Origin of the sequence: Flavobacterium sp. FlaQc-48 (assembly GCF_044007335.1) — a bacterium.
Lineage (GTDB): Bacteria > Bacteroidota > Bacteroidia > Flavobacteriales > Flavobacteriaceae > Flavobacterium.
Genome location: NZ_JBIPCR010000001.1, coordinates 78,673 through 93,562, shown reverse-complemented (window position 1 = coordinate 93,562; position 14,890 = coordinate 78,673). Strand labels below are relative to the sequence as shown.

Here is a 14,890-nt window from a genome sequence, read left to right as displayed (position 1 = left end):
TCTTTACAGGTTTAATTTTTAGTTATAAAAGCCATATGTGCCGGAATATTTCCTGCGGTTGTTTTCCACTTTAATTTTCCTTCCGGACTAAAACAATAGATATAACCTGTTACCACATAATTCTGAGCATCAGTAATATAAATTTCTTTTGTTTCGGGATTTACCTGAAGCCCGTACGGAATCATAATTTGTTTTTCTGAACCATCAGTAATGATTTTATTGCTAATTACTTTTTTAGTTCTGGTGTCTAATATTCCGTAGGTTACCCTATTACTATTGGTCAGATAGCTCCATGAAACACTATAGAAATACAATAAATCGTCTACCAGGCACATTCCTGAAATCGGAATATCGAGTTGTAGTTTCTTTTTATCGGTCTGGCTGTCAATTACGAATAAATTTGAAGGTGTATTGTAGTAATCTCCTCTTGAACTCACATAAATATCTCCTCTACTGTCTATTTCCATACTGTTGAGATTTATTCCAACATCTATTTTTTTAGTTTCAGTAAAAGTTTCCAGATCCACTACAGATACTGTTCTGTCGTAATTAGGAACCCGGTAACCTCCTGAATTGGCCACATACAGTTTCCCATTGTGTACGACCATTTGTTCCGGTTGATAGCCAACGGTTACTTTTCGTTTTATTTCTAATAATGTAGTATCAATTTCGGCCACAAAACCTATTTCTGCATTGGGATCAATGGCTACCGGACCTGAATAAGAACTCACATACGCTTTATCTTTGTAAAAAGTCACATACCGACAATTGGGAATGTCTATTTTTTTGATGCGTTTTGCCGTCCATTTTTCTATTACTTCCACCTTATTAGAGCAATTTATTACAGCATAAACTTTGTTTCCGTAAATTTTGATATCATTACCAACATCTCCTAATTCTTTTATTACTGTTGGATTTCGTTCTGAATAAATATCAGTAGTATAATTTCCGGTCCGGTAATTAAAAATATCTATACTTGCACGGTTCATTCCCATATTGCCCTCGTTAAGAAGATAAAAACCTTCTATTTTACCATCGCTTCGGGGTGCTGCAACGCTCTTATCACTTGATGGAAAAATGGTCTCGTCTTCTCTGCAGGAACTAAAAGCAAAAAGTATAAATAAACTAAGGATTACTTTTGTGGTGATCTTTTTCATAGCTCTATACTGATTATAAATTTTAATGTTCGTCCGGGCATTGGATAATTGTAAATCACCTCATATTGCTGATTGAGAACATTGTTCAATTCTATCGCGCCTTTCATTTGATAATGACGGATGGCAAACGATTTTTGTACTGCCAAATCATGAGTATACCAGGGCTGAACTTCATTCACCTTTATATTGTTTACGTTTCCGTTATAGCGTTTGCCTACATAGATGAAGCTGTAGTTAAAATTCCAGGTTTCGTAATCAGCATTTACTATTCCTGAGCCACTATGCCATGGCGTATAAGGAATCTGATCGCCGTAAGATGATAATTCCAAACCTGCAAATTTGGTATAGTCTCTGCTTTGAGAATAGGTATAGGTTAAATTTGCTGTTAAGTTTACTTTGTCAATATGCATTCCCATATTAATTACAGACTCAATCCCCTGGCCTTTTACCTGCCCAATGTTGGTCATCATCCAGCGGAATAAATTTCCTGTGGGAGCTGCTACAATTTTATCTTTGGTATTGGTATAATAGCCGTCAACCTGAATCGAGAATTTGTCAAAAAACTCTTTTCGAACCGGCAGATTATAAGTAAATCCAACATCATACTGATTCATATACTCCGGTCTTAAAGTACTGGATCCAACCATCGTATAATACAAATCATTAAACGTGGGCATTCTGAAAACACGTTTTGCAAATGCTCTTAGATTAAAATCGTAGTCTTTAAAGGGTGTATAGCCTAAAAATAAGGCAGGTGAAAATTCGGTTTTATCAGGTGCTTTTGCATTATACCGAACTTCTTCCTTTACATTAGTCCCTATAACACTGCCTAAAACCTTAAAACCTCCAAGTCTGTAGGTAGTGGCAAGAGAAACTAATGCGGTATAGCGTTGCGGAAATGAAAATTGGGTTTGTATACCTTTTCTTGTTGCGTTTAATTTATTGTATTGAAGATCTGTAGACAGCGAGACATCCCAGGCTGGTAATATGCTGTACATATTAACCGCAGAAACGTAATATTCCTGCTGATAGTAACTGTCGTCAGATTGTGCTCCTTCGGTTACCGTTTCACCAAGGACATTAGTTGTATCTCTGGCTACATAATGGGTATAATCGTAAGCAAATTTTCCTTTGGCCTGAAATTTATATCTTTTTGTAAAGTCTTTGATGAAAGTACCCTGCGTAAAAAAGTTCTTATCATATTGTCTGAAGCCATCTGAAAATTTGTTCTCGACAATGGCTCCCGGTGCTCCCCTGTCAGAATCATAATAATAAACTTTGGCATCCCAGGACCCGTTATTTATTTTTCCGTAAAGGCCGGATTCTACTCGCAGTGCTTCGATATCACTATTGTGTCTGGTGGCGGTGGTATCATAAGCAACCGTTCCGTCGAGATTATTTCTTTTATATCTGAATGTATATTGTCCGTTAGATTTTATGTATTCAGAGCTTACACTCATGCTTACTTTACCACTTAACTTTTGTTCCCATCGAAAAGACGGATCAAAATAATTAATTGACATTGTCTTGAATCGTACTAACAGATTTGAGCTTTTATCGCCTTCAAAAACAGGCCGTTTCGTTCTTAAATAAATCGTTGAAGCTGCTGCAAAGTCTTTTGCTGATTGAAAAATTTCGCTCTTCTGACCATTATACATCGTCAGGGACTCCATATCATCCAAGGAATATTTGCCTAAATCTGTAACACCGTTTTGTGCGTTCCCCAGCTGTATACCATCATAAAAAACACCTACATGATGTGTGCCCATGTTACGAACATCTACGGTTTTAAGTCCGCCAAGCCCTCCGTAATCTTTAATTTGGGTTCCGGCAAAATACCTTAGGGCATCAGCCACATTATGGCTGGCTAAATTTTCGAGTAATTTTCCCGAAAGCGTTTGTACCGGAATTACTTCCTGATAAGGTTTTCCTTTTAAAATAACTTCTTTTAGAACCCGTAAACTATCATTAGATACTTGCGAATGAAGTAAAAATGGAGCAAAAAACAGAAAAATGAGTAAGCGTATTCTTTTTATATTATACATCACTGTTTTAATTAAATAAACTTCGCGGATGGTATAATCAAAAAAGCAAAAAGAGAGAATCCCGTTAAAAAATAACAGGTCCATTTTTGTTGTTCAACTTTATTCCACGAAAGTCTTAAACTATGTGATTGTGGCAGGTATCCTGACTTGTTCCATCTTTAAAACAACCTTCCCATTCGCCGTGGCAAACAGTGGCATTAGTAACGTTTAAAGACTTGTATAGAACTTACAGTAGCGGGTCTGTTCAGGATTTACACCTGATTCCCTTTTAACTGTTTTCTTCAAAAAAAATCAAAGAAAACAGACCAAAATCTGTCGTAAAGATAGAACTATCTTTATAAAAAGAAGAATTAGACTTAAAAATTACATTTTAAACAATGAATTAACAGAAATATAAAAAATAATTTAAAAAATTAAAAATATTTTTTAACCGCATCTTTGCTATTAAATAGTCGAATGAAACCTTGTCAAACGGGTACAATTACCAGAAATTAAAAAGAGTATGAATCCTCTAAAGATAATCTTTAAGGCGATTCATTCAGACAAAAGAGCTGAGAAAGGAAAGTATTATAAAAAATTCTAATTTGGATCTGATTTTTGATAATCAAACATTATCTGAATATTGAGATCGTATCAGCCAAATTTTCTTTGCAGATAAATGCCTTGATAAATTCCTGGACTTCATTCGTAGTTTCAGAAGGCGTTGCAAAAGAATTAATATGAAATTCATCATCCTGATCTAGGATATGAATAATTTCAGTATAACCTTTAGAAATTAAACTACCCTTTAATTTAATAATATTCAACTGTTGTTGACTATCCAACTCCTTACGAACTTTTAGTTTTATAGCTTTATCCATTTGTAAATATTTTAAATTATTTGACTCAAATTCATTCTCAAATATAAATATTAATTAGCTAATAATGCTGTTAAAATTGACTCATAAAACATTATTTATCAACACAGTAATAAACAAAAGTTTAATAAATTGTTATTATTTTACTAAATCACTATTCACAATTTATCCTTTAATTTTATTGTGTTTTAGAATAAACCCCAACCAGTGATATCGCAATAAGAGCTTCTCTATAATTAAAATTTCAATAACTTTGCTTTCTGCTATGCAAAACCAACTTAGAGAACATATAGAAAAAATAATCCCATTGACTGATGAGGAGTTTGCTTTTGTGTTTTCTCATTTTTCGACCAAAAAATTTAAGAAACATCAATTTCTTATTCAGGAAGGCGATACTGTCAAGTATTCTTATTTTATAATTTCAGGTCTTTTAAAATTGGTCTATACCGATGATAAAGCAAAGGAGCATATTGTTTCTTTTGCTATGGAAGATTGGTGGGAAAGTGATTATTATGCCTTTTTTACGGAAACTGAAGCAACAATGTCATTAGAATGTATCGAAGATACTGAGGTGCTTTGCTGTACACTGGAAGATTATAAAAAACTGTGCGATGGCCTGCAAAAAATGGAACGCTTTTTTCTGGAGAAAGCAACTTTTGGCTTTCTTGGATCGCAACGCCGCATTATTTCCTGGCAGACTTCTAACTCAAGAGAGCGTTACGAACAACTTTTAAAACAATATCCGTCACTTATTCAGCGTGTTCCTAAAAGCCTGATTGCTTCGTATTTGGGCGTTTCCCGCGAAACTTTAAGCCGATTATCTTCTTAATGTGACATAGCTCACATTAAAATCGTGAGAAATGTCAAGGCCCTGTTCCGGTTGTTATTTTCAATTTTGCAGTACAAATTTTAAACTGTAACCGTGAAAAAAACAGCAAATCTTTTAGCATTACTATTATGCGCTACAATGCCTCTATTGGCACAAATTAAAAAAGCTAAACAAATGGAAAAGAGAGAAATTAATCCTTGGGAATGGCAGGATCAACGCAGTTATGTTCAGGCTGTTGAAGTAAAAAATCCGGCAGGAACACTATATGTTTCAGGACAAACCGCGATAAGTGCCGACGGAATTTCAAGTAATGAGGACATGAAATCGCAAATCATCCTGGCCTTAAAAAATCTGGAGCAGGTCATTACCGAATCCGGTTATGATTGTAAAGGAATTGTCCGGTTAAATATTTACACTACCAATACTGCCGAACTTTGGCCTCATTTTAATATTATTCAGGATTGGGTAGCCCGGCATGGTATGAAACAAGCCACTACTTTATTAGAAGTAAAAAGTCTTTTTGAAACCTTAAAAGTAGAACTGGAAGCAACGGTTGTAAAATAATCTCATGGCCTACTGATAATAAACAAGCTGTTTTTCTTACTGAAGAAAATACAGCTTGTTTGCTTGTTACTATTTTTTCCGGAACGAAATTTCGAAGTTGTACTACACTATAAAATGAGTTTAAAAACAGTTATGCTAAAAAAAAGAAATATTTTTCTTATCCACCAAAAAACATAAACAAAAGGGCTACAACAGATTACATCAATAATTCTTAAAATTTAAAGATTTTTTTAATTTTTTGAATTATATTTCAAAACTAAAAAGCCAATTTAAACGTAACTGTCCGAAACAATATTCTTGTAATAAGATAAATTCATTCACTGTTACGTTTTTGGAAAAATACTGAATTTTATCTTATTCCCGATTATCGTTGTTTTTACTAAATTTAAGAATATTTAAGTGTGGACAAAATAAATGTACAAAGATTAAAAAAGACTTTAGCTTATCTGGAAAGCAAACAGCGTGAATTAAAAAGGAATCATGAAAACGACACCCGAAGTATTGAATCCATGATACAATACCTTAAAAAAGACATGCTGGAGCAATTTAAATTATCTCATTATGATATATACATTAAAGGCGAAATCAACAATACAGAAATTTTTATCCAAAGTGTACAAAGTATCATAGACAGTAATTCTGCTTAATTCAATCGTAATGTGCCCAGTAGCGTATTATTGTACTATTTTATTGTATTCTTCCAATGCTTTATTAGGATCAGATGTTGCATATTCATTCTCTGGTTCGGGAATTACATGAATTTTTGAATCACTTAATGATACTATTGCAGAACACACATATACCCCAATTTTGCCTTCGCTGTATTTGAAATCCAATAATGTTAATTTTACAATTTCATTGATAGAAAGCTCATAATAATTGCCATAGCGAATAATCTTAAAGTAAATTTCTTTGTTGTCTACAATCTCAAACTGATTGGTCTGGATGTTTTCAAAAACAAAATTATTCTTTACATCTTTTTCATTAAATCCCCAGGCTCTAAACTGAACGAAGCCATTTACAAAATCAATTGATATATAATACGCCGTTCCTTCATCATCACATTCGATAACAAAGCCCGTTTTTCCCATTCCTTCAACAGCCAGCGTACCTTCCCAGACAAAATTATCCGATGGCTTTTCAAAGCAAAAAACTTCGTAGCCACTTCTGCAGCCAAATCGCCATTTGTTTTCATTTTCCAGTTTAAAATTTGCTGAGGGGTTTCCTAAAATCGGCACCGGAACAGGTAAGTTTTTTTGATGAATCGTTCTTTGATACAGTGTTCTCCAATGGTGATAGGTTTTTAATAATAGCCTGCCATTACTATCCACATCTAGTTGTTTCGGCGGCGGTATTACACGAAGTGTGTTAACATTTCCGCCAACAAAGTAAAAGTTATAGATTAAATAATACTCGCCTTCTTTTACAATTCTGGCTGCATAATTGCCCTGAGGCATTAGCACGTTATTATGAAAAGCATGATATTCTCCTTTAAAGTCCGGAGAAAACCAATAGCGGACTTTTATATCTTCCCTGATAGAACCTAATAAATAATGCATCCCCTTTATTTCTACGACGCAAGGACATTCGATATCATCATAGACATACGCAACATGCAGTGGTTTTTGAAGCACAAAACCTTGTTCACCTCTTTTTGCCACCCCTATACAGCCTCTTCTATAGGTTGGCCCTACTGCGCTTCTGGCACAAATTAGTAAATAATCTTCTCCTTCAAATTGATATTTATAAGGGTCCCTAAAACTCAGCCATTCTCTTGGGTTATTTTCCCTGCTTTCATAATAAGGAGCCTCACTTTTTAAGGGTAAACCGTATTGATTGTCTTTTGTCCAGTGAAGTAAGTCAGGAGAAACAGCTCTGCCTACTTTTTGCGTAATTCCTTTATCCTTGCGCTTTAAACCTGTATAATACATTTCGTAACCTTCTCCTTCAGAGCACTTGCTAACATGCATGGTCCACAACATATCATCATCCCAATCACCGGGATCTCCCACAAATAAGGCATTTTTTACTCTCTTCCAGGAGAGACCATCTTTTGATACTGCATGGGCAATGTAATCGTGATTGGGAATAATCAAATGAAATAAATGATGAACTCCCTTTTCATCTATAAATACATCAACATCTCCTATTTCCCAGTTACTAAATCCTGAACCTGAATACATATTATAACCTATTTAATTATTTTATAATGTTTTAATCCTTCTAAAATCCCGGAAGAAGCGGAACTTTTAGCCACATAAATACTTTTTGTAGTTTCATATCGGGCCAGTTCTATGCTTCGGTTTCCTACAATAATTCCTTTTACAGCGCCTCTGAACATATCGATATCATTTCCTGAATCGCCCGCCGCAATTACATTCGATAATGGAATCGCCCATTTGCGGCATAAAAACTTTATTGCATTTCCTTTTGAGGCTCTTTTAGGAATAAAATCAAGAAACTCACCATGACTTGGAATGATGTTTACTTTGTACCATCCTGCACCTAAAACAGCAATTAACTGGTCGTAATCGTATTTTTCTTTATCATAATAATAAGAGATTTTATAAGGGTTTTGTGCTTCTTCTTCCTGCATGCGCAGCCATGGAATTTCTTTTAATCGGTTTACTATATCGTCTCTTTTCCAGCGGCCTGCCAGAAATGTAGCCCAGCCTTTGTCCAGAATATAGTCTTTGCCGTTTGTATAATAAATTTCAGTCCCGACGGAGCAAATAATAAAATCCGGTAAAGGAAATTGTTCTTCTTCGATTACTTTTTTAACCAAATTCAGATTTCTTCCCGATGCCAGGGCAAAGGCCATTTTATCTGTACGGTTTATTAAATGTTCTTTTAATTCTGCTAAGCCCGGATTATTCAGTTTTGGCTCAATGAGTGTCCCGTCAATATCGGATACAAACAAATGTTCCACCTTTCTTTTTAACCGGTCAATATTAATATTGGGATAATGCTGCTTTTTAATTCCGGAACCCGATGAAGAAGATAAATTTTCATTTACCAGCTCTACATACTGGTTAACGTGACTTAACCAACTATAATGTTTTTGAATATTAATGGCGCCATTATTCGAATAATATTTCCATTGTCCTTCATTGGTTAAAATATTGCGCAATGCTTTCTTTATTTCGTTTTCATCCAGCGGATTTACCAACTCTCCATTTTGGCAAGTTGGAATAATTTCAGATGGACCGCCGTTTTTAGTCACCACAACAGGTAATCCGGAACTTGCAGATTCAATAACCGTTAATCCGAAGTTTTCATGCAGGGCCAAATTCACAAAAACACCTCTTTTTTCGGCAGCATACCGATAGATAATAGAAACTTCATTTTCTACATCATGTTTTTTAGGAATTGCCATTTTTCCGTACAAATCATACTTGTCCATTAACAACAACAGATCTGTCAGTACATCTTTTTCGGATTCCGGCATTTTTGAAATGTCTTTTCTAATTCCGGCAAAAATGACCAGGTTGGCAATACTTTGCAGTTCCTTGTCTTTTCCGTAAACTTCAATAAGCGTATGGAGGTTTTTATGACGATCCGGTCTTGAAAGGGCCAAAATAAAGGGTTTGTGCGGATTGATCAGAAATTTAGAAATAGTTTCCGCCACCCAGTATTTTCGTTGTTCTTCTTCCATTTGCTTGTCGGAATCCTGTTCTCTATGATAATAAGGAACAAACTTGCGGGTATCAATTCCTGGAGAAATGGCGTGGTATTTAGCTAAATCAAAATTTTTGTAGGGTTTATAAGTTTCAATTTCCTGCTCTGTAGAGGTTACAATAAATTCAGATAATTCTAATGTTTTTTCTTCGGCACCAATTCTTTGTTTAAACCTGAATTTCTTTTCGATTTCTTCCTCACTTATACCGCTTTGCAGTAATTTTTCTTTTTTATGAAAACCTAATGAATGTCCTGTATGAGCGAACGGGATGTTTAAGATGGTTGATAATTCACTGGCAACATATCCTGCGTCTCCGTAATGGGAATGAATCCAGTTTGGAAATATATCATGAAGTTTGATATGCTGTACCACTCCGTTTACAAAAGTGTCCAAACCTTCCCATAATTGTTCTTTTGGCTTGTATTTTTTTCCTAAAAAAGGAATTCGCCTTATGTCTAATTTTTCATTAATGACTTCGACTGGTACAGCATATTCCGGAGAGAGATTTGGATCATCTATTAATCTTGTAAAAACATGAACATGCTCTACATCTTCATGTTGCGATAAAAACTCAGCAAGTTCGTAAACATATTTTGTTTGTCCTCCATTATCAGCATCTCTACCAATCTCCAGACCTGAACCTTTAAGGAGTCCATGAATGTTGATTAATGAAATTCGTAATTTTGTCATCTTCTTTTTATTTGTTAGAATTTTTAAGGTACGAAAAATCGACCAGTCTGACCTCAATTCTAAATAGAAATAACACGAATATTAACATTTTATACCACAACTGTAAGAATCATAGCGATGGCAAATCGTGATTTTAACATTCTAAGAAAATGCAGTTTCCGCTTTTTTTTATAATGATTCAAAAAGAAGGTTATGAACTTTTTGATCCGCTGTAAAAATAAATCATCAAATCGATATATTTCGATATGTAGTTATTATATTTGTATATGGACTTTACAGAAATAAATAAGGTATTATCGAACCAGGTACGTGTAGCTATATTAAACTGGCTTAAAAAACCGGAAGAAAATTTTCCGAAACAGGTCAATGTTCCTGATTTTAGTGATGGTGTCTGTGTATGCCATATACAGGATAAAACAGGCTTATCGCAATCGACAATTTCACATTATTTAATGATGTTGCATAAAATAGATTTCTTAATCGCTACCCGACATGGGAAATGGACGTATTACAGAAGAAATGAAACGGAAATACTAAAATATATCGAGGCATTGCCTGACAACATCTGACTGATCCTAAACCTACTTTGTCTTCAACTTTTTTAATTTAATACCCAACAACAAACATGGAAAAAGATTTATTATTAATGGGAGCAAATGCTTTACGAAAAGCAGCCTTAAATGAACAGGCAAAAGAGTATATTCTTTCTAATGAAATCTTATTCAATACGATAAAAAAAGCAGCAGACCGATATATTGGGGGCGAAACACTCGAAGAAACTATTGTTAAGGTCAAAGATCAAAATGCACAAGGTTTTAAGACCTCTATAGAATTCATGGGCGAAAATACGCTAACAGAAAAAGAGGCTTTTCAGGCTTCTAATGAATTTATCAGAATAGCGCAAGAAATTAAAAAGCAAGAACTGAATGCTACTTTTTCACTTGATCTTTCGCATATTGGATTGTCAATATCAAAAGAACTGTGCTTAAACCATTTAGATTTAATATGCCGGGAAGCTGCAAAAAAAAATATAGAAGTTACTATTAGTGCCGAAAATGTTGAAATTACAGATGCTGTTATTGACGTGTACAAAACAGCTTCTGCAACCTATAAAAATGTTTCGATTACGCTGCAGGCTTATTTACACCGATCAAAAGATGATTTTGAGGATTTGATTCAGCAAAACGGAAGAATCAGAATTGTAAAAGGGGCTTTTGAAACTCCTGAAGGTTTTTCGATTCCAAGAGGAAGCGCTCTGGATGAGCGCTATTTATATTATATTGACCAATTATTGTCACGAAATCACAGCTGTTCAATTGCTTCGCACCATGACTTCATTCAGAGAGAAGTTGTTTCTATGCTTGAGAACTATAAAACGAGCAAAGATTTGTATGAATTTGAAAGTTTATACGGAATTCAGAATGAGCAATTGGCACGTTTAAAAGAACAAGGTTATCCAACAAAACTGTACTTTGTGTATGGCAAAGAATGGTATTTATACCTTTGCAACAGAATCGCTGAATATCCCTTGAATATCTTTCAGGCCCTGCACGACATTGTCAATTAATGTTCCTGTTTAAATCTTTTTTTGATCACTATCTTATCATCTCATATGTAAAACCAGTCCCTTTATTCCGGACTGGTTTTGCATTAATTTTTTTTATTACTCTAACGAGCCAACATTTCCGGTCCTCGTTAGTACCCCCCAACTCTGACTTTCTCCTTTTATGGCTCTTTTAATGGCTCTGAATAAAATCACATACATTAATTGCCTGTACACAAATCGTTGCGGAATGAGCCAGATGAGTTTGCTCAATTTTTCTTTTTCGAAAATAAAAGCAATCACACTCACCAGCATATCGACCAGCATAAATACCAGATAATAAATTCCAATTTTATGAAGACTGTCGATATCATTATGATTCCAGATTAAGCTTAAAATTAAAATTAAGTCTGCCAACGGAGCGAAAATAGGAAGCACAATCTGAAAAATCAATACGTTTGGTAATGAAACCATTCCGAGGCCTTTGTATTTTGGATTAAAACAGGCATCACGATTTTTCCAGAATGCCTGCATGATACCATAACTCCAACGGAAACGCTGTTTCATAAATTCATTCAAAGTTTCAGGTGCTTCTGTAACGGCAACAGCTTCGACACAATTAACAATTCGGTAGTGGTTTCGCAGAATTCTTATGGTCAAATCACAATCCTCGGCGAGGGTATCTGTTGTAAAACCTCCTGCAATTTCGATCGCTTCTTTCCTGAAAGCACCAATCGCTCCGGGCACCACCGTAATTCCGTTAATGAGGTCAAAAGCCCTTCTGTCAAAATTTTGAGCAGTAGTATATTCAATACTTTGCCATTTGGCCAGCATGGTATTTTCGTTTCCTACTTTTACATTTCCGGCAACAGCCCCTACTTGTTCATTGTCTTTAAACTGCAACGTAAAACACCTCATTAATTGCGAAAGTGCATCTGTTTTTAATTGTGTATCTGCATCAATACAAACTACAAAATCACTTTGGGTTATGGCAATTCCGTGGTTAAGTGCCGAGGCTTTTCCTCCATTTACTTTAGTATGTACTTTTACAACATCGTGGTTTTTAAATGCGGTATCTACCTGGCTGAATGTCGTATCTTTTGATCCGTCGTCGACAAAAATAATATCAAAGTTTGGATAATCCTGTCGAAGCAAGTTGTGAAGGGTTTTAACGGCATTCACTTCTTCATTATAAGCCGGCACAATAATACTTACTTTTGGATGGTTTTCATTTATTTCATTATAATTTAAGGGGTATTTATAGTCTTTCCATTTTTTTAAAAAGGCCATAATCGCCATGAGCAAAATGCGAAAGAATCCCAACAAAATTGCAATCCAGAAAACAGCTGTAATAAAATGACCGAACCAATAGCCTAAATCAAAAATAATATTATCAATCGTCATCAAATTGCCTTTCGCTTTTGGCATGATCTCGTTTTTGGTTTTTCCTAATAACTTCGAAACGGTGGTAAACTGAATTCCTTTGTCTTTAAAGTATTTTATAATTCTTGGTAAAGCTTCGACGGTTGATTCCCTGTTTCCTCCGGCATCATGAAGCAGGATAATTCCTTTGGTCGGATCAGCTTCGTAGGCTCTGACAACCCTTGTATAAACGCTATCCGCAGAAACCCCTTTTTCCCAATCATTTGGGTCTATACTTTCTCCAACAGTATAATAATTTTGTGCTTTACTGAGTGCAACAGGTCTTAATTCTGCTTCTGTTGTGGGTTCGGCATCGGCATTGTAAGGCGCTCTAAAAAGTACAGTGCTTCTTCCTGTAACCGCTTCTATCAGTAATCTCGTCGTTTCCATTTCGGCCGAAGCCCTTTCTTTACTTACCAGGGCAATATTAGGATGCGTAAAAGTATGATTTCCTATCTCATGTCCTTCTTCATAAATTCTTTGCAAAAGCGGAATATTACTTTCGCCCTGAAGTCCTACCACAAAGAAAGTTGCAGGCACTTTTTCACGTTTTAAAATGTCTAAAATTTGTGGGGTATAGGTTGGATCCGGACCATCATCAAAAGTTAAAATAACTTGTTTGTGTACGTTTCCAAATTTACTAATCACATATTTTGTTGGCAATTCTACATATTTTTCCTCTGTAATGATGGATTCATTAGGATCTGTCTGGAGGTTAATTTTTCCGGGTTGCGGATCTGTAAGCACATTTAGAATCTCTCCCTCGCCTATATAATCAGGCGTTGAAAAAATCATATGCACTTTCTCTAATGTTTTAAAATCAAATGCTGTTTTGGCAATGCTTTTGTTTGTTAGACTTCGATTGTAATAATGCCACAATCTGCCATCTTCACTGCCTAATCTCCATAAGGCAGTTCCGGCAGTTCCGTACTCGTCTGCAAATCGAATGGTATTGAAATTAGTCGCTGCATCTGTAAAATAAACCTGGTGCTTCTTCCCTCTTCCGTCTGTATAACGAAACGAGTTATTGTAACTGGTGTTGTCAAAAGTTATGGTCGCACCATATTGCTTTGCCAATGATAAGGCTTCATCATACGTTACGGTCACGGCTTCTTTGCTGTCTTCCCAATCATAACCGTAACCGGCAAAACAGAGAATAATTTTTTCCGACGGAATTTCTTTGGCCACCTGATCGAGAATTCGTTCTGTCCATTTTTGACTGCTTATCGCTCCTGGAACGCTTCCGCTGTAATGCTCATCATACGCCATGAGGAACATATAATCATTGTATTTTGATAAGACTTTTATATTGAAATCTTCGTCGTTTGCCATGATATCCTGCGTCACGATAAATCCCATTGCATGCAATTTTTCGTAAAGTTCTTTCTGAAAAGCGATAATAGGTTCATCTCCGCTTTCTTTAAATTCTTCAAAATCAATGTTAATACCCTGAAGGTTATATTGCTTAAGGTTTTTAACGATATCATTAATCAGTTTTTCTTTTTTTACATCGTCATGCAAAATGCGGTGAATCATATCGCCGTCAAACTCTCCTTCTCCTTTAGATTCATTAATATTATTGATCAGCGGAACAATTTTTATTCCCGCTTTTTTCATGATTTTCAAAGCTGCGGTATCGATTTCTGTACGCAATGCATCTGTTTTGGGGTCTATAAAAAACCATTCCGGAATCACCATATTGAGTTTGTCAATATTCTTTTGAAGCGAAAACAAACTTTGCGGATCCCAATCTACATAAAAAGCAGCACGGATTTCAGGAAAATCAATTGCCTGATTTTGCTTTTTGAGCTTTTCCATCTTTGACTTTGATCTCAAAAAGCTATTAAAGCCTTTGTATTTTATAAGTTCTTTAGGCGTAAGTGCAACCGGCGTACTGGGGTTTACTAAATTTTGTGCCGAAGTATCGTTGCCTAATATGGGTAATGGCGGTTTTAGTCCGCGGTGCAGTGTAAGAATAAAAACAGGAATTAACATGAGGATGAGAAAAATGATCAGTCTGGTCGACCATTGAAAAGTTCTCCAACGCAGTTTTGTTTCAGTCTGAAATACTTGTTTTTTTTGATCCATATTTTTATTACGATTG

11 protein-coding genes and 1 riboswitch are annotated in these 14,890 nt (G+C 35.3%); of the genes, 5 read left to right on the top strand and 6 right to left on the bottom strand.

Going from position 1 to position 14,890, the window contains the following annotated elements:
• Positions 1–11 precede the first annotated feature (11 nt).
• The 3 genes from ACHRWY_RS00335 to ACHRWY_RS00325 all read right to left on the bottom strand — a co-directional run bounded on the left by ACHRWY_RS00335 (position 12) and on the right by ACHRWY_RS00325 (position 4,062).
• Positions 12–1,157, bottom strand: coding sequence for a DUF5074 domain-containing protein (locus tag ACHRWY_RS00335; protein ID WP_395351398.1), 1,146 nt, complete (start codon positions 1,155–1,157; stop codon positions 12–14).
• Positions 1,154–3,202 (bottom strand): TonB-dependent receptor, encoded by a 2,049-nt coding sequence (locus tag ACHRWY_RS00330; RefSeq protein WP_395351396.1) that lies wholly within the window; start codon positions 3,200–3,202, stop codon positions 1,154–1,156. Before ACHRWY_RS00330 ends, ACHRWY_RS00335 begins: the two co-directional genes overlap by 4 nt.
• A 114-nt stretch (positions 3,203–3,316) precedes the next feature.
• Positions 3,317–3,527: riboswitch (cobalamin riboswitch) on the bottom strand.
• Positions 3,528–3,813: 286 nt separating this feature from the next.
• Entirely contained in the window at positions 3,814–4,062 is a 249-nt protein-coding gene (locus ACHRWY_RS00325; protein WP_395351394.1) for a hypothetical protein, read from the bottom strand.
• Positions 4,063–4,324: 262 nt separating this feature from the next.
• On the opposite strand from ACHRWY_RS00325, the gene ACHRWY_RS00320 reads away from it, so the two are divergent.
• The 3 genes from ACHRWY_RS00320 to ACHRWY_RS00310 all read left to right on the top strand — a co-directional run bounded on the left by ACHRWY_RS00320 (position 4,325) and on the right by ACHRWY_RS00310 (position 6,099).
• Positions 4,325–4,888 (top strand): Crp/Fnr family transcriptional regulator, encoded by a 564-nt coding sequence (locus ACHRWY_RS00320; protein WP_395351393.1) that lies wholly within the window; start codon positions 4,325–4,327, stop codon positions 4,886–4,888.
• A gap of 174 nt (positions 4,889–5,062) precedes the next feature.
• The gene (locus ACHRWY_RS00315; protein WP_395351391.1) at positions 5,063–5,452 is read left to right on the top strand and encodes a RidA family protein; all 390 of its coding nucleotides are present in this window, start codon (positions 5,063–5,065) and stop codon (positions 5,450–5,452) included.
• A gap of 401 nt (positions 5,453–5,853) precedes the next feature.
• A complete protein-coding gene (locus tag ACHRWY_RS00310; RefSeq protein ID WP_395351389.1) occupies positions 5,854–6,099 on the top strand; it encodes a hypothetical protein in 246 nt (81 codons plus the stop codon).
• A gap of 27 nt (positions 6,100–6,126) precedes the next feature.
• Here ACHRWY_RS00310 and ACHRWY_RS00305 read toward each other — a convergent pair whose 3' ends face one another.
• The gene (locus ACHRWY_RS00305; protein ID WP_395351387.1) at positions 6,127–7,635 is read right to left on the bottom strand and encodes a glycosyl hydrolase family 32; all 1,509 of its coding nucleotides are present in this window, start codon (positions 7,633–7,635) and stop codon (positions 6,127–6,129) included.
• 8 nt (positions 7,636–7,643) lie between these two features.
• On the bottom strand, positions 7,644–9,821 hold the full coding sequence (locus ACHRWY_RS00300) for an HAD-IIB family hydrolase (protein ID WP_395351385.1): 2,178 nt from the start codon (positions 9,819–9,821) through the stop codon (positions 7,644–7,646).
• 266 nt (positions 9,822–10,087) lie between these two features.
• On the opposite strand from ACHRWY_RS00300, the gene ACHRWY_RS00295 reads away from it, so the two are divergent.
• Together ACHRWY_RS00295 and ACHRWY_RS00290 are read left to right on the top strand one after the other, a co-directional pair.
• Positions 10,088–10,390, top strand: coding sequence for an ArsR/SmtB family transcription factor (locus ACHRWY_RS00295; protein WP_395351383.1), 303 nt, complete (start codon positions 10,088–10,090; stop codon positions 10,388–10,390).
• A 56-nt stretch (positions 10,391–10,446) separates the two neighbouring features.
• Positions 10,447–11,388 (top strand): proline dehydrogenase family protein, encoded by a 942-nt coding sequence (locus tag ACHRWY_RS00290; RefSeq protein ID WP_395351382.1) that lies wholly within the window; start codon positions 10,447–10,449, stop codon positions 11,386–11,388.
• 96 nt (positions 11,389–11,484) lie between these two features.
• Here the strand turns inward: ACHRWY_RS00290 and ACHRWY_RS00285 are convergent, their stop codons facing one another.
• Positions 11,485–14,874 (bottom strand): polysaccharide deacetylase family protein, encoded by a 3,390-nt coding sequence (locus ACHRWY_RS00285; protein WP_395351380.1) that lies wholly within the window; start codon positions 14,872–14,874, stop codon positions 11,485–11,487.
• Positions 14,875–14,890 lie beyond the last annotated feature (16 nt).